At 74.7% G+C, this 21,775-nt stretch carries 17 protein-coding genes and 1 pseudogene; 11 read left to right on the forward strand and 7 right to left on the reverse strand.

Annotation, left to right across the window (positions count from 1 at the left end):
* From ACEQ2X_RS19260 to ACEQ2X_RS19280, 5 genes are all read left to right on the forward strand, one after another.
* On the forward strand, nucleotides 1–869 hold an 869-nt coding region (locus ACEQ2X_RS19260), incomplete at its 5' end, for an L-lactate permease (RefSeq protein ID WP_370327483.1).
* A 162-nt stretch (nucleotides 870–1,031) separates the two neighbouring features.
* Entirely contained in the window at nucleotides 1,032–1,583 is a 552-nt protein-coding gene (locus tag ACEQ2X_RS19265; RefSeq protein ID WP_370327484.1) for a hypothetical protein, read from the forward strand.
* A 112-nt stretch (nucleotides 1,584–1,695) separates the two neighbouring features.
* Entirely contained in the window at nucleotides 1,696–3,054 is a 1,359-nt protein-coding gene (locus ACEQ2X_RS19270; RefSeq protein WP_370327485.1) for a serine hydrolase domain-containing protein, read from the forward strand.
* Between the two features lie 56 nt (nucleotides 3,055–3,110).
* Nucleotides 3,111–3,941: a MerR family transcriptional regulator gene (locus ACEQ2X_RS19275; RefSeq protein ID WP_370327487.1), complete on the forward strand. Its 831-nt coding sequence runs from the start codon at nucleotides 3,111–3,113 to the stop codon at nucleotides 3,939–3,941.
* A 19-nt stretch (nucleotides 3,942–3,960) separates the two neighbouring features.
* Entirely contained in the window at nucleotides 3,961–4,335 is a 375-nt protein-coding gene (locus ACEQ2X_RS19280; RefSeq protein WP_370327488.1) for a VOC family protein, read from the forward strand.
* Nucleotides 4,336–4,350: 15 nt separating this feature from the next.
* Here the strand turns inward: ACEQ2X_RS19280 and ACEQ2X_RS19285 are convergent, their stop codons facing one another.
* Nucleotides 4,351–6,543 (reverse strand): cell wall-binding repeat-containing protein, encoded by a 2,193-nt coding sequence (locus ACEQ2X_RS19285; RefSeq protein WP_370327489.1) that lies wholly within the window; start codon nucleotides 6,541–6,543, stop codon nucleotides 4,351–4,353.
* 256 nt (nucleotides 6,544–6,799) lie between these two features.
* On the opposite strand from ACEQ2X_RS19285, the gene ACEQ2X_RS19290 reads away from it, so the two are divergent.
* The 3 genes and pseudogenes from ACEQ2X_RS19290 to ACEQ2X_RS19300 all read left to right on the forward strand — a co-directional run bounded on the left by ACEQ2X_RS19290 (nucleotide 6,800) and on the right by ACEQ2X_RS19300 (nucleotide 8,900).
* Entirely contained in the window at nucleotides 6,800–7,024 is a 225-nt protein-coding gene (locus ACEQ2X_RS19290) for a hypothetical protein (RefSeq protein ID WP_370327490.1), read from the forward strand.
* A 52-nt stretch (nucleotides 7,025–7,076) separates the two neighbouring features.
* Nucleotides 7,077–8,120 (forward strand): annotated as a pseudogene (locus ACEQ2X_RS19295) (NAD(P)-binding domain-containing protein); the annotation flags it as partial.
* A 378-nt stretch (nucleotides 8,121–8,498) separates the two neighbouring features.
* Nucleotides 8,499–8,900, forward strand: coding sequence for a pilus assembly protein CpaE (locus ACEQ2X_RS19300; RefSeq protein WP_370327491.1), 402 nt, complete (start codon nucleotides 8,499–8,501; stop codon nucleotides 8,898–8,900).
* Nucleotides 8,901–8,973: 73 nt separating this feature from the next.
* Here ACEQ2X_RS19300 and ACEQ2X_RS19305 read toward each other — a convergent pair whose 3' ends face one another.
* Nucleotides 8,974–11,502: an ABC transporter permease gene (locus ACEQ2X_RS19305; protein WP_370327492.1), complete on the reverse strand. Its 2,529-nt coding sequence runs from the start codon at nucleotides 11,500–11,502 to the stop codon at nucleotides 8,974–8,976.
* A gap of 2 nt (nucleotides 11,503–11,504) precedes the next feature.
* A complete protein-coding gene (locus ACEQ2X_RS19310) occupies nucleotides 11,505–12,275 on the reverse strand; it encodes an ABC transporter ATP-binding protein (RefSeq protein WP_370327493.1) in 771 nt (256 codons plus the stop codon).
* Between the two features lie 233 nt (nucleotides 12,276–12,508).
* Here ACEQ2X_RS19310 and ACEQ2X_RS19315 point away from each other — a divergent pair, with 233 nt between their 5' ends.
* On the forward strand, nucleotides 12,509–13,171 hold the full coding sequence (locus ACEQ2X_RS19315) for a response regulator (RefSeq protein WP_370327494.1): 663 nt from the start codon (nucleotides 12,509–12,511) through the stop codon (nucleotides 13,169–13,171).
* A gap of 19 nt (nucleotides 13,172–13,190) precedes the next feature.
* Here the strand turns inward: ACEQ2X_RS19315 and ACEQ2X_RS19320 are convergent, their stop codons facing one another.
* On the reverse strand, nucleotides 13,191–13,580 hold the full coding sequence (locus tag ACEQ2X_RS19320; protein ID WP_370327495.1) for a hypothetical protein: 390 nt from the start codon (nucleotides 13,578–13,580) through the stop codon (nucleotides 13,191–13,193).
* Between the two features lie 122 nt (nucleotides 13,581–13,702).
* On the opposite strand from ACEQ2X_RS19320, the gene ACEQ2X_RS19325 reads away from it, so the two are divergent.
* A complete protein-coding gene (locus ACEQ2X_RS19325) occupies nucleotides 13,703–15,415 on the forward strand; it encodes a histidine kinase (RefSeq protein WP_370327496.1) in 1,713 nt (570 codons plus the stop codon).
* Between the two features lie 58 nt (nucleotides 15,416–15,473).
* Here ACEQ2X_RS19325 and ACEQ2X_RS19330 read toward each other — a convergent pair whose 3' ends face one another.
* Both ACEQ2X_RS19330 and ACEQ2X_RS19335 read right to left on the reverse strand, forming a co-directional pair.
* Entirely contained in the window at nucleotides 15,474–17,303 is a 1,830-nt protein-coding gene (locus ACEQ2X_RS19330; RefSeq protein WP_370327497.1) for an ABC transporter ATP-binding protein, read from the reverse strand.
* Nucleotides 17,303–19,210 (reverse strand): ABC transporter ATP-binding protein, encoded by a 1,908-nt coding sequence (locus ACEQ2X_RS19335; protein WP_370327498.1) that lies wholly within the window; start codon nucleotides 19,208–19,210, stop codon nucleotides 17,303–17,305. Before ACEQ2X_RS19335 ends, ACEQ2X_RS19330 begins: the two co-directional genes overlap by 1 nt.
* A 116-nt stretch (nucleotides 19,211–19,326) precedes the next feature.
* Between ACEQ2X_RS19335 and ACEQ2X_RS19340 the strand changes: the two genes are divergently transcribed.
* Nucleotides 19,327–20,325: a DMT family transporter gene (locus ACEQ2X_RS19340; RefSeq protein WP_370327499.1), complete on the forward strand. Its 999-nt coding sequence runs from the start codon at nucleotides 19,327–19,329 to the stop codon at nucleotides 20,323–20,325.
* On the opposite strand, the gene ACEQ2X_RS19345 is transcribed toward ACEQ2X_RS19340, so the two are convergent.
* Nucleotides 20,262–21,746: a hypothetical protein gene (locus ACEQ2X_RS19345; RefSeq protein ID WP_370327500.1), complete on the reverse strand. Its 1,485-nt coding sequence runs from the start codon at nucleotides 21,744–21,746 to the stop codon at nucleotides 20,262–20,264. The genes ACEQ2X_RS19340 and ACEQ2X_RS19345 overlap by 64 nt on opposite strands.
* Nucleotides 21,747–21,775: the final 29 nt, after the last annotated feature.

A 21,775-nucleotide genomic window follows, 5' to 3' on the forward strand; every position in this document is an offset into this window, starting at 1 on the left:
GGCCCGAGCTCCCCCCCCTCGGCGGCGCCCTCCGCGGCGGCGGCCTCCGGAGCGCGGGGCTCGGCGTCGGCCGGCGCCGCGGCCTGGTCCCCGGCCCCACCGCCGCGCCCGCGGGCGCACCCGCCCCCGGCACCCCGGCCGGGTCCCTCGCCCGCCCCGTCGACGACGTGGCGGCCCCCCCGGCGGGACGGGCCCTGGCCCTCGCCGGCGCGCCCTACCTCGTGCTGGTCGGCGTGGTGCTGGTCACCCGGCTCGTCCCGCCGGTCCAGGACGCCCTCCGCAGCGTGTCGTGGAGCTGGACGGTCGCCGACGCGTTCAGCGGCTCCGTCGAACCGCTGTACCACCCCGGCACCGTCCTGGCGGTCGGCTTCGTCGCCGGCGTGGTCGCCAACCGCCTCGGCCGCGCCGACGTCGTCGCGGTCGTCGGCTACACCGTCCGGAAGCTCGGACCCGTCGCCGTGGCCTTGCTCGGGATGCTCGGCCTGTCGCGACTCATGGTCCACGCGGGCATGACCGACACCCTGGCCACGGCTGCCGCGGGCGCCGCCGGCGGGCTGTGGCCGCTCCTCGCCCCCTTCGTCGGGACGCTCGGGACCTTCGTCACCGGGTCGGCGACGGCGTCGAACATCCTGTTCACCGACTTCCAGGTGTCGACGGCCCAGGCGGTCGACCTGCCCGTGGCGGCCATCGCCGGCGGCCAGAACTTCGGCGCGGCGACCGGCAACATCATCTGCCCGCACAACATCGTCGCCGCGGGAGCGACCGTCGACCTGGCGGGCGCGGAGGGGGAGATCCTCCGCCAGACCCTGTGGGTCGCGGCGCTGTACGCGGCTGCGGGGGGTCTGCTCGCCCTGCTGGTCCTCACCTGAGGGTCCCGACCGGAGGTCCCGGCCGGCGTGGGGACCTCCGTCCCGCGCGGTCAGGGCCGGTCGGCATGTCGCGGACTGAGGGACTCGGCGAACGTGTGGGTCGTCCCGGAGACACCAGGAACCACCAGGTGTGGGACATCGGCACACGAGGAGTCGATCCAGATGAGCACCATCGAGCGCGAGACCGTCGAGACCACCGAGACCGCCCCCCTGGCGATGAAGCTGCGGACCCACCGCCTGTTCTCCATCGTCGCCATCGCCGCCATGGTGATCGGCATCGGCTCGGTGCTGGGCGGCTTCGCCGGCGCGGTCTACACCTACGACCAGGCCGCCACCCAGGACATCACCACCCCGGAGGACGCCCGCATCGCCGAGGCGCCCGTCCGCGGCCCGCTGACGATGTGGGCGCAGTCCGACATCATCACCCACCACCAGCTGGACCGGACCGGCGGCCTGTACTACTCCCAGATGGAGCGCGAGGTGCAGGCGGTCGACGAGGAGGGCAACGCGGTCGTGGACGACGACGGCCAGCCCGTGATGGTGCCGAACGAGGCCCGGATGTCCTGGCTCGACGCGACCACCCTGACCACCAGCCTGAACATGGGGATCATGGCCTACGCACTGGCGGCCTTCGCGGTCGTCGTCGGCCTGGTCCTGACCGGCACCGGCTGGGTCATCTGGCGCCTCCGCGACGCCGAGGTCGCCCTCCACTGACACGATCGGCGCGACCAGCCCGCCGACCACCCATCACCGACCCGAGGGCCCCGCGACGCGGGGCCCTCGCCCGTTTGGGCGGACGGAGGTCGCCTCGCTACCGTCCTGCGCCATGACTCGAGTCAGGTGGGTGCTGCTCGTCCTCCTCGGAGTGCTGGTCGTCGCGCTCGGCGGGGCGTACCTCTACGCCAGACCGCTGCTGCTGACCGGCACCGGGTACGCCGCCCACAACGCCTGCGCGGTCCAGCTGGTCGCCGGTCGCGACGCGGCCGCCCCCGCGCGGGACCTGCCGCCGAACCCGCTGGTCCCGTACCTGCGCACATCCGTCGACGCCGAGGAGGGGACCGTCACGTCGTCCGTCCTCGGGCTGCTGGCCCGTCAGACCGCGTACCACGCCGAGGGGCTGGGCTGCACCCTCGCCGACGCGCGGCCCGAGCTGACCGCCCCCGACCCCGTCGAGGCGGGGGAGGGGGAGTGGCCCGCCGGCGAGGACGTCGGCCCCCCGCCGGCGGACGTCGACGTCGATGCGCTGACCGCCGCGGTCGACGCGGCCTTCGCCGAGGGGCACCCGAGCGGCCTGGAGGTCGGCACCCGCGCCGTCGTCGTCGTCCACGAGGGCCGCATCGTCGCCGAGCGGTACGCCGCGGGGTTCGACGCCTCCACCCGCCAGCTCGGGTGGTCGATGTCGAAGAGCGTCACGGGGATGGCGCTCGGGCGTCTCGTCGCCGACGGGGTCATCGACGTCGACGACGCCGGGCTGCTCGAGGCGTGGGACGACGAGCGCGCGGACATCACCGTCGAGGACCTGCTGCGCATGTCGAGCGGGCTGTCCTGGGACGAGGCCTACGACCTCGGCACCGAGATCACCCGGATGCTCTACCTCGAGGACGACATGGGCGCCTTCGCGGCCGACCAGCCGCTCGCCCACGACCCCGGCACGTTCCAGTCGTACTCCTCGGGCACCACGAACATCCTCTGCGACGTCATGCAGCAGCGGTCCGGGATGGGCACCGAGATGCTGCACGAGCTGGTGTTCGAGCCGCTCGGCATGGCGTCGGCCATCATCGAACCGGATGCCGACGGCGGGCTGGTCTGCGCCTCCTACGTCTGGGCGACCCCGCGGGACTGGGCCCGGTTCGGCCTCTGGGCCCTGCAGGGCGGTGAGTGGGACGGCGAGCAGCTCGTCGACGAGACCTGGGTCGGCGACACGACGTCCCTGGTCGACGTCGAGACCGAGGAGCTGGGCCACGCCGCCCACTGGTGGGTCAACGAGACGGCGCAGGGGTCCCTCCGGTTCCCCGAGATGCCCGCCGACGCGTTCTGGGCGTCGGGCCACGACGGGCAGCGGGTCGTCGTGGTTCCCTCTGCCGACCTCGTCGTGGTCCGCCAGGGCTTCACCCCGGGCCTCCCCGGCGAGGAGCTCGGCATCGACGTGCTGGTGCGCGACGTGATCGCAGCCCTCGGCGCCTGACCCTGGTCGACCGAGGCCCTTGACCCTCAGGTGACCTGAGGGTCGATGCTGCGCACATGCCCGCATCGCCTCCGCTGCTCAGCATCGGCAGCTTCAGCCGTCTGGCCCACCTGAGCGTCCCCGCCCTGCGGCACTACCACGAGCTCGGTCTCCTCGAGCCCGCGGCGGTCGACCCCCGGACCGGGTACCGCCGCTACGCGCCCGAGCAGGCCGAGGCCGCCCACCTGATCCGTCGACTGCGGGCGCTCGAGATGCCCCTCGAGGAGGTCGCGGCGGTCCTCGCCACCGACGACCCCGACGCCCGCGACCGGGTCATCGCTGCCCACCTCGCCCGCATGGAGGCGGCCCTGGACCGCACCCGCTGGGCGGTCGCGAGCCTCCGCGCCCTGCTGTCCGATGACGTCGAGGGCGGCCTGGTCGTCGAGCGGCGCCACCTCCCCGCCTGCCGGGCGCTGACCCGCACGACCGTCGTCGACGTCGACGCGATCAGCGACTGGTTCGCCGACACCCACCCGCGGCTGGGGCGGGCCCTCGCGGACCTGGGGGTCGCGCCGGTCGGCCCGTTCGGGGCGACCTACGACGATGCGTGGTTCGCCGACGGTGCCGGGACGGTGACCGCGTTCGTCCCGATCGCCACCGCCACCCGCGTCGGCGCGGACCTGGGCGGCCTTGAGGTCATCGAGCTGCCCGCCGGCGACGTCGCCGTGGCCACCCACGTCGGCGGCTACGGCGACCTCGACCGGACCTACGGCGCGCTCGGCCGCCACGTGGCGGAGGCCGGCGTCGAAGGGCCCGGCCCGATCCGCGAGCACTACCTGATCGGTCCCGGCGACGCCCCGGACCCGGCGGGCTGGCGCACCGAGGTGTGCTGGCCCGTCACCCGCTGACGACGAGGAGGAGCACACCATGTCCGCACGCATCGCCCACATCTGCGTCGACGCCGTCGACGCCGCCGCCCTGGCCGCCTTCTGGAGCCAGGTGCTCGACCAGCCCGTCGACGAGGGCGCGAGCCCGTACTACGCCGGCATCGGCATCGCCGACCGCCAGCCGGGACGGACCGCCATGATGTTCCTGATGGTCCCCGAGCCGCCGTCGGGGACGAAGAACCGGGTCCACGTCGACCTGGTCGCCGACGGGGACCTCGCGGCGGAGACCGCGCGCGTCGTCGCCCTCGGCGCCACCCACGTCGGGGACTTCGACGAGTACGGCACCACCTGGGCCAGCTTCACCGACCCCGAGGGCAACGCCTTCGACATCGCGGTGGCCGGCGCCCACCAGTGACGCCGGCCGAGGGGGTCAGCTCGCCAGGTCGCCGACGATGTCGGCGGCCACCGCCTCGCTCACGTACGAGGTGTCGCCGATGATGAACGCCGTCGACGCACGGGGGTCGAGCGCCTGCAGGAACCCCGCGGTCTCCGCGGGGCAGCGGTCGCTGCCGACCCCGAGCTGCGGCGCGTCGTTCCGGGCCGACAGGGGTGCGGAGGCGAGCGTCAACGCCCACCCGTCCTCGCGGTCGAGGTTGGTGATCACGACCTGGTCGACGGGCCCGTCGAGGACCGCCGGCCACAGGGTGGTGGCGACCGCGGCGGCCGTCCCCATCCGGTTGTCACCCGCGATCCGACGGCTGCCCGGCGCCGCCGCCGCTGCGACGTCGCTGATCGCGTTCGGACCGCCGAGGACCGTCGTGGTGGTGATGCCCAGGTCGGTCAGCGCCCGCTGGGCTGCGGGGTGCAGGGCGGCGGTGGGGGTCAGGACGATCGGCACGCCGGCCTCGGCGCCGTACGCACCGCCGGTCACCGCGTCCGGGAAGCGCTCGCCGAAGGCCAGCAGCGCCTCGGTGGCGCCGGGACGCTCGGTGACCACCCGGCGGGCGATCGCCTCCGCCGTCTCGTAGCGCGTCGGGCCGGCGAAGCGCTCGACGACGTAGCCGGCCGTGGTCAGCTCGGACTCGACGGCCGTGGAGACCGCGTTCGTGCCACCCATGATCCGCACGCGTCCGCCGTCGGGGAGGGCGCGGTCGAGCTCGGTCCGCGTGGCCGGGTCCAGCGCCGCGGTCGGCCCCCCGGCGGTGTAGAGGATGCACGAGTCGTCCGCGGCGAGCGGCGCGCCCGCGAGCGCGTCGGCGAACACGTCGTCGCGGGCCAGCACCACCGTGCGGGCCTGGTCCGGTTCGGTGAACAGGAACTGGCACAGGTTGATGGCCACCCGCTGGACGCCGTCGCCCTCGATGCGGGGCACGTCCCCCTCCACCACCTGGACCGGTGCGGTCGGGCCGGTCGGGCTGACCGTGTGGTCGACGGCCAGCGCGGTCGCCTCGTTGTGGTAGGTGCCCGGCACCGCGCTGGCGGTGACACCGAACGTCAGGGTCACGGTGCCACCGGCCGGGGCGGTGAGCGGGCCGTCCCAGGTGAGGGTCCGCCCGGTCACCTGCGGGTCGGTGGTCGTCGCGCCGGTCGTGGTGCCCGCGGTGTAGGTGAAGCCCTCGGGGAGGGTGTCGCGCACCTCGGTCACGGTCACGGCCTCGTCGTTCGGGTTGTGGACGGTGATCGTGTAGCGGTCCGGCGCGCCCGGGCCGACCGGCGTGGCCTCCGCCGTCTTCGCCGTCGACAGCGGGATCCGCCCCTCCGGCGAGAACGTCGTCAGGTGGGAGTAGGTCGCCGCAGCGGACGGGGCCAGGGAGAACGACCAGCTCAGCCCGGCGCCGTTGTCGATCTGCTCGTCGCAGCGGCAGGTGTCGTCGAAGGGCTGCTGGGCGCCGATGCGGGCCCACACCTCGCTGTAGCCGGCCTCGTAGGAGTGGCTGCCGGGGGTCAGGGGGAGCCACTGCTCCACCCGGTCGCCCGGGCCGGTGCCGTCGGCGTCCACCGCCACGCAGGCGATCGCGCCGCCGGGCCCCTGGCGGCCGTAGCCGTCGTCGGAGTCCTGGAGGTAGCAGTCACCGGCCCGGTACAGGATCCCGTCGGCACCGAGGTCGCCGACGTTCTCGACGGTGACGTCGGTGCGGTAGGACTCCTCCCCGGCGACGTAGCTGTCGACCTGGGTGATCCGGAGGGTGGTGCCGGGCAGGTCGACGGTGGTGGTGATCCGGTGGGGGTCGCCCTGGGTGCCCGACCCGCTGACCGCGGACTGGCTGACCGGCGTGAACGTGGTCCGCGGTCCGGCCGCGCTCCCGGCGGGGATGTCGGCGGGACCGAACAGGGTCCCCGCCGTCGCGATCAGGGTGGCGCAGGCGGTGTCGCCGTAGAACTCGCCCTGGTCGTCGGCGATGTGGCGCACCGCGCAGTTCAGGACGTCGCTGATCTCGATCTCGGTGAGCGCGCCGGTGGGGACCTCGATCGTGGCCGTCCCCTGAGCGCCTGCGGGTCTGGGCGTCAGGAGCGCGGCCAGGACGACGGCGACGATGACCAGTGCCGTACAGGGGTGGTGGCGGCGCGCGCCGGTGCGGTGCGGGACGCCGATCGAGGAGCGGTGGGAGACGGACGTGCGCATGACGACCTCCGACGTCGGGGAGACCCTCCGATCGTCCGCCTCGCGGGCCGGCCGAGGTGAGGCCGGTGGTCCTCGGCAGGCGATGACGTTCGGCCCTCGGGAATGCTCCCGCCCGCGCCGACCTTGTAGTTCAAAATCCAACTACGCGGAGGCGATGACGTGGAGCTGCGGGACGACGTGACCGGCCGGGCCGGTTCGCGGGCCCGGCGACGGGTAGGGCACCGAGTCCAGAGGTCACCCGAGAGAGGAGCCCGCCATGGCCCAGGACCACAGCGCGAACGACCAGAAGCCGACGGACCGCCCCACCGACGAGCGCGAGGTGGAGGAGCTGCGCGAGTCCGCCAAGTCGATGGGCGTCGAGGACGCCGACCAGAAGGACCCCGACGAGGTCGTCGAGGCCGTCCAGCACACCCAGACCGACTCCGAGACCTCACCCAGCGGGTGGAAGGCCGAGGAGGAGGGCGGTGACCGCGACCGCTGATCGCGCACGGGAAGCCATCGCGGCGGTCGGGCCGGACAGCCCGGCCGCCGTCGTGCGTGCGGGCGCTGTCCGCGACGTCGAGGTCGTCGTCATCGGCGCGGGCCAGGCCGGCCTGTCCGCGGCGCACTTCCTGTCCCGGCGTGGGTTCGGCGGCGACGAGTTCGTCGTGCTGGACGCGGACGCGGCGCCGGGCGGCGCGTGGCAGCACCGCTGGCCGACGCTGACCATGCGCGACGTGCACGGGATCCACGAGCTGCCCGGGATGGACGTCCCGCCGGCGGACCCCGACGCCCGGGCCAGCGACGTGGTGCCGGCGTACTTCGCCGACTACGAGCGGACGTTCGACCTGCCGGTCCGGCGACCGGTCGCCGTGCGGTCGGTGGAGGAGGCTGGCGACGGGCGACTGGTCGTCCGCGCCGACGAGGGGGTGTGGCGGACCCGGGTCGTCGTGAACGCCACCGGCACGTGGACGCGTCCGTTCTGGCCCAGCTACCCCGGGATGGGGTCCTTCCGCGGCCGCCAGCTGCACACCCACGACTACGACGGCCCCGACGGGTTCGCCGGCCAGCACGTCGTCGTGGTCGGCGGCGGGCACTCCGCGATCCAGCACCTGGCCGAGATCAGCCGGGTGACGTCGACGACGTGGGTGACCCGGCGGCCGCCCCGGTGGCGCGAGGGTCCCTTCGACGAGGAGGCGGGGAGGGCCGCCGTCGCGAAGGTGGCCGACGCGGTCGAGGAGGGCCGGCGACCTGCCAGCGTGGTCAGCGTCACCGGGCTGGCGGTCACCCCGCCGGTGGAGGAGGCGCGTCGCCGTGGCGCCCTCGCGCGCCAGCCGATGTTCGACCGGGTCGTGCCGGACGGGGTGGTGTGGGACGAGGGGTCGGAGGGAGGCCCCCGGTTCGTCCGCGCGGACGTGATCCTGTGGGCCACCGGGTTCCGCCACGCCCTGGACCACCTCGCGCCGCTGCGGTTGCGAGGGCCGGAGGGCGGGATCCGCGTGGACGGGACGCACGTCGCCGGCGACCCGCGGATCCACCTGCTCGGCTACGGCCCCTCGGCCAGCACGATCGGGGCCAACCGCGCAGGGCGGGAGGCGAGATCCGCCGGCACCTCGACCGCGGCTGAGCTCGCGGTGGGTGCGGTCGCCGTCTCTGGGAGCGGCTGGTGCACCCGGGTGGTCGGGGTCGGTTCGGGGTGGGTGCGGTCGCCGTCGCTGGGAGCGGCTGGTGCACCCAGGTGGTCGGGGCCGGTTCGCCGTGGGTGCGGGCGCCGTCGCTGGGAGCGGCTGGTGCACCCAGGTGGTCGGGGCCGGTTCGGGGTGGGTGCGGGCGCCGTCGCTGGGAGCGGCTGGTGCACCCAGGTGGTCGGGGCCGGTTCGCCGTGGGTGCGGGCGCCGTCGCTGGGAGCGGCTGGTGCACCCAGGTGATGGCCGTGAGCGTGGACAGCTCGGCGTCACCCGGCCAGGCTGGGATCCGTGATCTCCACCGAGCTGGCCCGGGACCTCCGTGACGCCGGCCTGGTCTGGGACCCCGTCGACGGGGACCGCTTCCTCATCCCCGACCGGGACCTCGACGACCGGGTGTTCCGGATCTCCGACATGGTCTGCGAGGTCCGTCACACCCCCGCCGGTGCCGCGATCGCGTTCAACGGCACGACCGAGTGGGCGCTCGACGCGATCATGCTGCGCGAGGTGATCTGGTTGCCCCACGAGCACCAGCTCCGCGAGCGGCTCGGGAACGCCTTCGCCGCCCTCGAGCGGGACGGCGACCACTGGCACGTCCTCGTCGAGGTCCACGAGGTCCGCACGGCCTACACCGCACCGACCGCCGCGGACGCCTACGGCCGCGCGCTCCTCCACCACCTCCGGCCTGGCTGAGGACCGTCCCAGGACGCCGGAGGGCGCCGGACCCCACCGCGGGGGTCCGGCGCCGGGACGGTCGCGGCGCTGATCAGCTCATCTGCAGGGCCTTCAGCACGTCGACCCGGCTGGCCCGTCGGGCGGGGAGGATCGCCGCGGCGATCCCGGCCAGCGCGGCCGCGACGAACCCGATGACCAGCTGGGCGGCCGGCACCTCGAAGGTGCTGATCCCCTGGTCGGCGAGGGCGAGCGTCATCAGCCGCCCGAACGTGACCCCGATCGCCAACCCGAGGGTGGCGCCGAGGCCGGCGATCAGCACCGCCTCCCAGCGGACCATCGCCCGGACCTGCCGGCGGGAGGCCCCGACGGCGCGGAGCAGCCCGAGCTCGCGAATCCGCTCGTAGACGCTCAGGCCGAGGGTGTTCACGATCCCGACCAGCGCGATGACGATCGACAGCACCAGGAGCGCCGACATCAGCCCGAGCATTTGGTCGACCTGCGCCTGCAGGTCCGCCTTCAGCTCCGCCTGGTCCATCAGCCGCGCGGTGGGGAACGGGCCCAACGCCACCTCCAGGTCCGCGCGGGCCTCGTCGACGTCCACGCCGTCGGCCAACCGGACGAACAGCTGCCCCAGCGGCGCACCCTCGGTCACCTCGCGGACCGTCGCGTTGTCGAACAGCCACGAGGTGTCGACGTCGGCCTCGAACACCGCGCGGATCGGCACGGCGACCTCACCGGCGGAGGGGAAGGTCAGGTCGACGACGTCGCCGACGTGCCACCCCTCGTCCTCCGCCACGGCGGCCTTGACCGCCACCCCGCCCTCGGCCAGATCGGCCATCGCCCCCTCGACCTCGTCGACGACCAGGGTCTGGCCGAAGGTGGCCGGGTCGACGCCGGCGCCGAAGATCTCGGTGCCCGCGTGGGTGAAGTCGGTGTAGGTCATCGCGTTGACCGCGGCGACCCCGTCGACGGACTCGACCGCGCCGACGACCTGCTCGGGGATGCCGACGGGGCCGACCTGGGTGGAGCGGATGTTGAACTCGGCCAGGAAGGACTCGTCGATCGAGGCCGACGTGGACGCGGTGATCGACGACGCGAAGATCATCGTGAACGTCACCAGGCCGAGGCCGATCATCAGCGCCGACGCGGTCGACGCGGTCCGGGTCGGGTTGCGCATCGCGTTCTGGCGGGCCAGGTCGCCGCGGATGCCCATCACCCGGGCGATCGGCACCCCCATCAGCCCGACGACCGGGCGGGCGACCACCGCGGCCAGCAGGGACATGCCGACCATCACCATCGCCGCCCCGCCACCGGCCACCGCGGCACCGCCGCCGGCCAGCAGGCCGGCGCTCATGACGGCCAGGCCGCCGAGCAGGACGAGCACGCCGAGGACGTTCCGGACCCTCCCGCCCCGCGGGGTGGCGGGCACCGCGACGGCCTGCAGGGCCGCGACCGGGGGGACGCGGACGGCGCGCAGGGCCGGGCCGATCGCGGCGAGGGTGGTGACGACCACGCCGACGGCCAGGCCGACGACGGCGGTGGCGGGCTCGACGACCAGCGGGCCCTCGGGGAGGGTCAGGCCGAAGGTGTCCAGCACGCTGCGCAGCCCGGCGGCCACGCCGACCCCGACGCCGACGCCGACGACCGACCCGACGACCCCGACCGCCAGCGCCTCACCCAGCACCGACGCGACCACCTGACGACGGCTCGCGCCGACCGCGCGGAGCAGCGCCAGCTCGCGGGTGCGCTGGGCGACGATGATCCCGAAGGTGTTCGCGATGATGAACGAGCCGACGAACAGGCTGATGCCGGCGAAGACCAGCAGGGCGGTGGTGATGATCCCCAGCCCCTCGGTGACCTGGGACGCGGCGTCCTCGCCGAGCTGGGCGCTGGTCAGCACCTCGTAGTCCGCCCCGATCGCGCGGGCGATCCGGTCGCGGAGGACGTCGTGGTCGACCCCGTCGGCGGCGACGGTGACCATGGCGTAGCCGCCGTCGGTGTTGAACCGCTCGAAGGCGGTGTCCGGGTCGAACAGCGCCATCGTGGCGCCGGCGAGGTTGTCGAGGTCGCCGTAGCCGATGAAGCCGACGATCGTGTGGGTGGTGGCGGGGCCGTCGGCGACGACCTGCACGCGGTCGCCGACGACCAGGTCCTCGGTGGTGGCGGTGCCGACGTCGACGACGACCTCGTCGGCGGTCTCGGCGAAGCGGCCCTCGCGGAGCACGACGGCGGACATCCCCTCCTCGGTGGGCACCGATCCGGCGATGGACGGCGCCTGGGGGTTGCCGAGCTGCTCGCCGTCGAGGTCGAGCAGCACCGCGGTGCCCTGGACGTCGCCCATGGCGGCGGCGACCCCCTCCACCGCGGTGATCCGGTCCACGACGTCGACCGGGACGCCGGATGCGTCGGTGGCGACGGCGCTGTCGTCGGACTCCGCGCTCATGACGGCGACGTCGATGTCGGCGTAGGCCTCGGCGAACAGGTCGTCGAAGGTGGCGCGGAGGGTGTCGGTCAGGACGAGGGTGCCGGCGACGAACGCGACGCCGAGCACCACCGAGAGGGCGGTCATGGACAGGCGCACCTTGTGCGCCAGCAGGCTCTTGATGACGGTGGAGAGCATCGCTACGCACCCAGCCCCTTCATGGTGTCGAGGACGGCCTCTGCCGTCGGGTCGGTGAGCTCGCCGACCAGCCGGCCGTCGGCGAGGAAGACGACCCGGTCGGCGTGGGCGGCGGCGGTCGGGTCGTGGGTGACCATCACGATGGTCTGGCCGTGCTCGTCGACGCTGCGGCGCATGAAGCGGAGGACCTCCGCACCGCTGCGCGAGTCCAGGTTGCCGGGGGGCTCGTCGGCGAAGACGATGTCGGGGCGGCCGGCCAGGGCGCGGGCGACGGCGACGCGCTGCTGCTGGCCGCCGGACAGCTCCGCGGGGCGGTGGCCGAGCCGATCGCGGAGGCCGACCATGTCGACGACCCGGTCGAGCCAGCCGGCGTCGGCCGTCCGACCTGCCAGGCGCTGGGGGAGGGTGATGTTCTCCGCGGCGGTCAGCATCGGCAGCAGGTTGAAGGACTGGAAGACGAAGCCGATCCGGTCGCGACGCAGGGTGGTGAGCCGGCGGTCGTCCAGGCCGCTCACCTCGGTGTCGCCGATCGTGACCGTGCCGCTGGTCGGGGTGTCGAGGGCCGCCATGCAGTGCATGAGGGTGGACTTGCCGGAGCCCGAGGGGCCCATGACGGCGGTGAACTCCGCGGTGCGGAAGTCGACGGACACGCCGGCGAGGGCGTGGACGGCGGCCTCTCCGCTGCCGTAGACCTTCGTCAGGTCGACGGCGCGGGCGGCGGCCGGGCTGTGCTGCGGACGGGTGGCGTCCGGGATGGTGAGAACAGATGACATGGGGGCGGTTCCTCGTCGGTGGGGGTGGCCGGTGGCGGTCCCGACCGGTCGACGAGGACGCTATGGAGGGGACCCGGCGGCGCCGTCGGGCCTTGCGCCGAACGGCGAGTCAGCCCTTCGGCGGACCCGGCATCGGCCTCCCGTGCCGCACCAGAAGTGGAGATCGCGTACACTCGGCAGGTCCCCCAGCCGGCGGACGAGGGGTCCGGCGGCGTCCACAGGAGCCGTTCGCGATGTCCGTCCGCGTCCTCCTGGTCGACGACCACCGGGTCGTGCGCCAGGGCCTCCGCATGTTCCTGTCCCTCGACCCCGACATCGAGGTCGTCGACGAGGCCGCCGACGGCCGGGAGGCCCTCCACAAGGTCCGCCGCCACACGCCCGACGTGGTGGTGATGGACCTGGTGATGCCCGTGATGGACGGTGTCGCGGCGATCGCGGCGATCAAGGCCGAGATGCCCGAGGTCGAGGTCGTCGCGGTCACCAGCGTCCTCGAGGACGAGAAGGTCATCGGCGCGGTGCAGGCCGGCGCGACCGGCTACCTGCTGAAGGACACCGACGCCGACGAGCTGTGCCGCACCATCCACGCCGCCGCCCGCGGCGAGGTGCGCCTGGCCCCCGCGGCCGCCGCCCGGCTGGTGCGGGAGGTCCGCGGGCCGGAGCAGCCCCAGTCGCTGACCGCACGCGAGACCGACGTGCTGTGCCTGATCGCGCGCGGCTGTTCGAACCGGGACATCGCCCGCGAGCTGGTCATCGGCGAGAAGACCGTCAAGACCCACGTCAGCCGCGTCCTGGCCAAGCTCGGCGTGCAGAGCCGCACCCAGGCGGCCCTCCACGCGATCCGCGTCGGCCTGGTCCCGCCCGCCGAGGCCGGCGTCATGGCCAGCCCGGCGCGGTGACCCGGCGGGGGAGGGGCGGTCAGCAGCGCCCGCACGGCGTGCCGGCGCGCCGGTCGCAGACCTCGCGGAGCACGGCCAGCAGCGCGTCGTCGCCGTCGTGCATCGACACGAACGCCGTCGCCGACCCCTCGGACGGGCACGCGGCGCTGTCGTCGAGGCTCACGACCACGACCGGGACGCCCGGGTGGGTGCGCGCCGCCTTGGCCAGCGCGGCCAGCACCGCGTCGTCGACCCGCCGCGCGCTGAGCACCACCGCGTCGAGCGGCACGCCCGCCGTGGCGCGGGCGTCGGCGGTCGTGGCGACCACCTCCAGGTCCGCCTCGGCGGCCACCCGCAGCGCCACGCCGCGCCCCACGCCCGCATCCACGTCGACGACCGCGAGGCGGCGGCGGGGTGGTCGGGTGGGCACGGCGGTCCTGACGGGCGAGGGGACGAGCAGGTGACCACAGGGTCCCCCCGCGCCGACGTCGCGGCATGCGGTGTCCGGCGGAGATCGGGTCAGACCTTCGGCGGACCTCCCGGGGGGCCGCGGTGACGAGCCTGCGCGGGGCCACTCCGGACGAGGCCCTGGCCCGGCGCGGGGCGATCCTCGAAGCCGTCCGGCTGGCTGCCGAGAGCTTCCTCGACCCGGCTGAGCCCTGGGAGGCCAAGATGCCCCAGGCCCTGATCGGCCTGGCGCAGGCCACCGGCACCTCGCGGGTCTACCTGTTCGAGAACTACCGCTGGGACGGCGACGGGGAGGTGTGGGCCACCCAGCGCTTCGAGTGGGCGGCGCCCGGGGTCCGCTCGATCGCCGACGATCCCACGCTGCTGGCGATGCCCTACCGGGGGATCGGCTTCGGCCGGTGGGTCGAGCGGTTCCAGCGCGGCGAGACCGTCCACGGCCTGCGACGCGACTTCAGGCCCGTGGAGCAGGTGCAGCTGACCGCGGACGAGACCCTCTCCATCGCGGTGGTCCCCATCACCGTCGAGGGTCGCTGGTGGGGGATGATCGGCTTCGACGAGTGCGCCTTCGAGCGGGTCTGGACCGAGGCCGAGCTGGATGCGCTCCGGGCCGCGGCCTCGACGATCGCCACGGCGATCCGCGCCAGCCGGGCCGAGGAGGCGCTCCGCGGCCGGGTCCGGGCCCTCGCGGCCGTGGCGGAGAGCCTGACCGTCGACCAGCCGCTCGCCACCACCCTGTCCCGTCTGGCCGCCACCGTCGTGGAGGCCAGCCGGGCGACCGCCTGCTCGGTGCAGCTCGTCGATCCGGCCACGGAGGGGTTGGAGTCGGTCCACCACCACGGACTGCCCGACGGCTACCCCGAGGCGCTGGCCGAGCTGTGGCGCAGCGACGTCGAGACCCCCATCGTCACCGCCGTCCGCCGCCAGGAGAGCCTCTGGGTCCCCGACGCCCGCGACATGGTCCTGGCCGACGACGTCTTCGGCCCGCTCCAGCCGCTGATGCCCCTGGTGGAGTGGACCGGGATGCTGGTCGTGCCCCTCGACCCGCAGCGCCGCAACCTGGGCGGGCTGTGCGTCTACTACCCGCCCGGGGTCGAGGTCGACGACGGCGAGCGGGCCTTCCTCCGGGCCCTGGCCGACCAGGCGGCCGCTGCGGTGGAGAACGCGCGCCTGTACACGGCGGTGCAGCGATCGGCGGCCCTCGAGGAGCGCCAGCGGCTGGCGCGCGAGCTGCACGACTCGGTGTCCCAGGCCCTGTACGGGATCGCCCTCGGGGCCAAGACGGCCCGCCAGGTCGTCGACCGGGGGCCCGAGGCGCTGGTCGAGCCGCTCGACTACGTCGTCGGCCTGGCCGAGGCGGGGCTGGCGGAGATGCGCGCGCTGATCTTCGAGCTGCGCCCCGAGGCGCTCGAGGCAGAGGGGCTGGTCGCCGCGCTCGACCGCCAGCTCCGCGCCGTGCGCGCCCGCCACCAGATCGACGTGACGGCGGCACTGGGTCCCGAGCCGGACCTCCCGATCGCGACGAAGGAGGCGCTGTACCGCATCGCGCAGGAGGCGCTGCACAACGTGGTCAAGCACGCGGATGCGACGGCGGTCACGGTGACCCTCGGCGTCGACGGAGGGCGGCTGGCGCTGGTGATCGTCGACGACGGCGTCGGCTTCGACCCGACCGCTGACTACCCGGGCCACCTCGGCCTGCGGTCCATGCGGGAGCGCGCCGTCGGGGTGGGCGCCGAGCTCGGGTTCACGAGCGCCCCGGGCGAGGGCGCGCGACTCGAGGTCCGCATCGCGTGCGGGTGAGGCCCGGCCCTGCACGGCGTCGTGGCGCACCACCGCGCGAGCGCGCCCAGCTGGGCCGCTACATCCGCGAGCTGGTGCCCGCCTCCCCCGCGGCGTGCAGGCCGGCGTACAGCCCGCCGGCGGTGACCAGCTCGGCGTGCGGGCCGTCCTCGACGATCCGGCCGCGGTCGAAGACCAGGACCCGGTCGGCCTGCTCGGCGGTGGAGAGCCGGTGGGCGATGGTCACCGTCGTGCGGCCCTCGGTCAGCCCGGCCAGCGCCCGCTGGATCCGCACCTCCGCAGCCGGGTCCACCGCCGACGTGGCCTCGTCCAGCACCAGCACGTCCGGGTCGGCCAGGTAGGCGCGGGCCAGGGCGACGAGCTGGCGCTCCCCGGCGCTGAGCGCGTCGCCGCGCTCGCCGACCTGGGTGGCCAGGCCCTCGGGCAGGGACGCGACCCAGTCGGCCACGCCGAGGTCCTCGACGGCCCGGACGACCGCTGCCTCGTCCTGTCGCGGGTCACCCATCAGCACGTTGTCGAGGATCGAGCCGCTGAAGAGCATCCCGTCCTGGGGGACCATCACGACCCGGTCGCGGAGGCTGGCGAAGCGGACCCGGTCGAGTGCGATCCCGCCCACGCACACCGCACCCGCGGTCGGGTCCATCAGCCGCGTGAGGAGCTTCGCGAAGGTCGTCTTCCCCGACCCCGTCTCCCCGACGACCGCGACCCGGCTCTGGGCGGCGATCGCGACGTCGACGTCGAAGAGGACCTGCTCGCCCGACGTCCCGTCGGCCGTCGGGTAGGCGAAGTCGACGTGGTCGAAGCGGATGCCGAGCGGCCCCTGGGGCAGGTCGACGCCGTCCGGCCCGGGGTCGGCGACGTCCGGCTCGATGTCCAGCACCTCGATCACGCGGCGCCACCCGGCGATGGCGTTCTGCGCCTCGTTGACCGCCTCGCCGAACGCCTGGACCGGCTCCACGAACAGCTGGGCGAGGAAGAGGAACGCGACCACGTCGCCGACGGTGGTGACCCCGTTGACGGCCAGCACCGCGCCGGCCACCAGCACGCTCGCGATGACGACGGAGCTGACCAGCTCACCCACGCCGGAGAACGCCGCGGACAGCCAGCCCGCCCGCACCGCGGCCTGGCGGTGCTCGCCGATGGCGGTGTCGAGGCGGTCGCGGATGCGGTCCTCCACCCCGTAGGCCCGGATGACCTGCGCCCCCACGACGGTCTCGGCGAGGGTCCCGAGGAGCCGGCCGATCCGCTGGCGGACGATCTGGTAGGCGGCGTCGAGCCTGGTCTGGAACCGCCGGATGACCCAGACGATGAGGGGGATGAGCACCAGGACGACCAGCGCCAGCTGCCAGGACAGCACGAGCATGACGACGAGCGCCAGCGTCGCCTGCCCCGCGTTGGTGATCAGCTGCAGGCCGGCGAACTGCGTGAACCGGCTGATCTGGTCGATGTCGGTCGTGACCCGCGCGACCAGCACGCCCCGCTGCTCGGCGGCCTGGTGCAGCATCGACAGGTCGTGGATGTGGGTGAACGCCCGCTGGCGCAGGTTCGACAGCGCCCGTTCGGCGACGGTGGCCAGGCGCAGGTTCATCACCCCGGTGGCGACGGCTGTCACCGCGACGGCAGCCGCCCCCCAGCCCACCCGGATGGCGACGACGCCGAGGTCGACGGTCCCCGCCGAGGCGTCGAAGCCGTGGTCGAGGATCTGCTGGACCAGGACCGGCACGATGACCCGGCCGGCGGTGGCGACCGCGGCCAGCGCCAGGGTGACGCCCAGTCCGACGCGCAGCTCGGGTGACAGGCCGAGGCCGCGGCGGATCGTCGCACCGGCGCCGGCGCCGCTGGGCGTGCCCAGCTCGGGGCTCTCCGCGGTGAGCGCACCGGGCGGCATCAGCGCTCACCCGCCACGTCGTCGGGGACGCCGGCGCGGCGGCTGGCGTCGTAGGCGTCGATCAGGGCGGCGTAGCCGGGCAGCGTGGCGTACAGCTCGTCGTGGGTGCCCCGACCGACGATGCGGCCGCCCTCGACGTAGACGACCTCGTCGGCCAGCGCGATCGACGACCGCCGGTAGGCCACCAGGACCACGGTCGTGTCGAGCTCACCGAGCCCCTCCAGGATCGCGGACTCGACCGCCGGGTCGACCGCCGACGTCGCGTCGTCGAGGATCAGCAGCCGGGGGCGGCGCAGCAGGGCACGGGCCAGGGCGATGCGCTGGCGCTGCCCGCCGGAGAGGGACGCGCCCCGCTCGCCGAGCTGGGTGTCGTAGCCGTCCGGCAGCGCCGAGATGAACCCGTCGGCCTGCGCCAGCCGGGCGGCCCACCGGACCTCCTCGTCGCTGATCGGCGCGCCGAGGGTGAGGTTCTGGCGGACGTCGTCGTCGAAGAGGAACGCCTCCTGGAAGACCAGCGCGACCGAGTCGGCCAGCGACGTGCGGTCGAGCTCGGCCAGCGCGTGCCCGTCGAGCGACACGCGACCTCGCTGGGGGTCGAACAGCCGGGCCAGCAGGTGGGCGACGGTCGACTTGCCCGACCCGGTCGGCCCGACGATCGCGATCGTCCGCCCCGCCGGCACCTCGAGGTCGAGGTCGACCAGGCCGCGGGTGACGTCGGCGACCGTCCCGGCCGGTGCGGCCGCGGTCCGCGCCGCCAGGTCCTCGCGCACCACCGCGGGATGGCGGTACGTCACGGCGTCGGCGGTGGCGGCCGCCCCCGCTGCACCGCTGGTCCGGGCGTCCGCCGGCCCGCCGAGGACCGTCGGGCCGTAGCCGACCCGGTCGTCGGTGTCGAGCACCGCGTCCACGCGCTCCATGCCGACGATGCCGCGAGGCAGCTCGCCGAGCAGCCAGCCGAACACCCGCATCGGCAGGGCGACCAGGCGGAACAGGTACGCGAAGGTCACGAGGTCGCCGGCGGTGATCGCCCCCGCGGCGGCGCGCTGGGACCCGACGAAGAGGACCAGCAGGATCCCGATGTTCGGCAGCGCCTCCATCGCCGGGTCGAACACCGCCCGCAGCCGGCCCACCTGGATCAGCCGGTCCCGCAGGGCGTCGCTCCGCACCGCGAACTTGTCCGACTCGTCGGCTTCGCGACCCAGCGTCTTCACGACCAGGGCGGCGTCGAACGACTCGTGGGCGGTCTCGGAGACCTCTGCCCGCAACCGCTGCGCCTCGGCGGCGACGACGCGCATGCGCCGTTGGTAGACGTAGTTCGCGACGCCGAGGAGCGGCCCGACCGCGAAGCCCACGAGTGCGAGGAAGGGGTCGGTCCGCACGAGCAGCACGGCGGTGACGATCAGCATGACCACCACGCCGACCGCCATCGGGAGGGGAGCGGCGATGAAGCTGGCCGCCTCGACGTCGTCGTTGACGTTCGCGAGCAGCTGGCCGGTGGGGTGGCGGCGGTGCCACTCGATCGGCAGGTCCATGTACCGCTCGGTGACGTCCCGCCGGTCACGCTGCTGCAACCGGAACTGCGCCGAGTAGGCCCCACCGCGGCGCAGCGCGATCCCGACCGCGCGGACCATCGAGACCCCGACGACGGCGATCACCGCGACGGCCAGCGCGGCGGTGGTGACATCCCCCTCGGCCACGGCGGGGAACAGCAGCGTGTCGGTCACCCAGCCGAGCACCCGGGCGCTGACGACCGTCGCGCCGGCGTAGAGCGTCGTCCCGACCATGCCCCACGCGAACTGCGTCGGCGCCCGGCGCAGCTGGCGGCGGATCAACCGCCAGCCGGCGCCTGCGAGCGCGGGGCCACCACCCGCCGCCCGCTCGACGACGGCTGCCTCGTTCACGCTCATGTCGGGGTCACGCTCGTGGTGGGCACCCGGCCATCTTGGTCGCCGCACCTCCGCGTCGCACCGGCTCGGACCGTCGTGGGCGGCGGGCGGCGGCGCGGCTGCCACCATGGGCCGCCATGGACCAGGGACCAGACAGCAGCCGGGGGTTCGCAGGCGCACAGGGCCGAGGTGTCGGCATCGTCGCCGTCGCCGCCGGGTTGTGGGGCACCGACGCGCTGTTCCGGCGCGGGCTGGCGCTGTCCGCCCCCGCGGTGTCGGTCGTGTTCTGGGAGCACGCCGTCATCTCGGTCCTGCTGGCGACGGCGCTGTGGCGCCGCCGCGGCGAGCTGACCCGGCTGGGCCGGACCGAGTGGCTGCAGGTCGTCCTGATCGGCGGGGGCTCGTCGGTGCTCGCGACCACCCTGTTCACCCAGGCGCTGTCGATCGGCGACCCCACCCCTCCCCTGCTCCTGCAGAAGGTGCAGCCGCTGATCGCGCTCGGCCTGGCCGCCCTGCTGCTCGGCGAGCGACCGTCGCGCCGACTCGCCCTCTTCGCCGTGCCCGCGCTCGTCGGGGCCTGGCTCGTGTCCCAGCCCGAGCCGGGCGCGGTCGACCTCGACTCGGCCACCGCGGCGGCCCTGGCCGTCGGCGCCGCGGCGCTGTGGGCGATGGGCACCGTCCTCGGTCGTGGGCTCAGCGCCGTCGTCGAGCCGACCACGCTGACCGCGCTCCGCCTCACCGTCGGGTTGCCCGTGGCGGCCGTCGTGCTGGCCGTCGTCGGCGGTCCGGTCCTGCCGGCCGCCGACCAGGTGCCCGGCCTGCTCGGCCTGTCGCTGGTCCCCGGCCTGCTCGCCCTGGTCCTGTACTACCGGGGCCTGCGGACCGCGCCGGCGTCGCTGGCCACCTGGGCCGAGCTCGCGTTCCCGCTGGTCGCGATCGTGGTGAACCGGATCGCGTTCGACGCGACGCTGACGACCACCCAGTGGCTCGGGGTCGTGCTGCTGGCCGCGAGCGTCACCGGCCTGTCCCTCGTCTCCCGGCGCCGGGGTCCCGCAGCGGTCGGCGTGCGGGCTCAGGACCTCGCGCCGGACAGCCCGAGCAGCGCGGCCAGCCCCAGGGCGCTCCGCGGCCCGTAGGGGCAGGTCCACAGCCCGCCGTGCACCGCGGCGTGCGCCTCCTCCTGCCAGACGTGGGTGAGGGTGGGACCGCCGCCGTGGTGGAGGTCGGCGACCAGCAGCGCGGCCATGAGCGTGTTGGTGGTGTCGGGGTCGAAGATCTCCACGCCGAAGCGGTGGGCGCCGGCGTAGGCGGCGGCGAGCGCCCGGTTCTTCATCACCGATCGGGTGCGGGTGGCCGGCGCGACGTGCAGGGAGACGACCCCGCCGTCGGCCCTCGCGACCGTGGCGCGCCACCGGTGGATCCGCTTGGCCAGCGCGTAGTTGGGCCCCTGCTGGGGCACCAGCGCGTCGCAGATGCCCGGATCCACACCGGGTGCGTAGCCCCGGCGCAGCAGCCGTCCGGCGGACAGGGTGCGCAGCGGGCGGGCCATCAGCTTCGCCGTCCTCGACCGCCCCTCGTAGGCAGCGGTCGCCTTGTCGACGTCGGAGGCCGGGACGGCGAACACGTCGGTCGGGGTCGCCAGGAACGCGAGCGCGACGTCGGGCCGCGACGCGTGCACCCGGCAGGTCAGGGCGTCGACGGCGACGGCGGCGCGGACGTGGGTCGCCCCGTCGGCGTACACGTAGTTGCCGAGCACCGGCGCGGTGCCCTCCAGCCCGGCGATCCACTCCGCGGTGGCGGGGACCTCGCGGATGAGGTCCAGGCCGGCGCGCTCCTCCAGCGGTCGGCCGTCCTGGTCGCCGGGCTCGTCGACGGGCACCAGGAGCGTGCCGGCACCTCGTCGTGCGGTGTCGAGCACGCGGCGCCACAGCTCCGGCCGGCGCAGGTCGACGCCGGCCACGGTCGCGCCCCAGCGCAGCAGCGCCGGCAGCGGCCCCATCTCCGCGCCGGCGCCCAGCACGACCACGGTGCGGCCGTCCAGGCGCAGCCACTCGGGGTGGGCCATCACCTCGCGGACGGACTCCGCCGCCGACGGCTCGAGGATGCCGTCCGCCACCCAGCGGTCGAGCTGACCGGCCAGTGCGTCGCCGCGGAGCTGCTCGCCGCGGTACGCGAGGACCAGCTCCTCCTCCGGGTCGGCGTCGCCGCGCACTACCTCGGTGGCCGGCACGGCGTCCGGCTCGAGGGTTCTGAGGACGTCGAGGTCGTGCTCGTCCCCCCCGTCGTCGACCACGCGCATGTGGGCGTGGACGGCGGCGAGTCCGTCCCGGGCGATGGCGACCGCGCCGTCACGTGACGACAGCCCCGCGACGGTCAGCTGCGCGACGTGGTCGAGGTAGCCCGACCGCCAGTTGGTCTCGCGCTCGGCGGCGAGCGCCCCGGCGGGGTCGACGTCGCGGAGGGCCGCGGTGACCACGGCCCGGCCCACGGCGGAGGTGCTGCGCGACCCGTCCTCGGCTCGCCGGAACACGACCCCGGTGTCGTCCTCGGTGCCCATGGGCCGATCATGCCCGGACCGGCGGGCTG

It is taken from the genome of Euzebya sp. (assembly GCF_964222135.1).
Taxonomy (GTDB): Bacteria; Actinomycetota; Nitriliruptoria; order Euzebyales; family Euzebyaceae; genus Euzebya.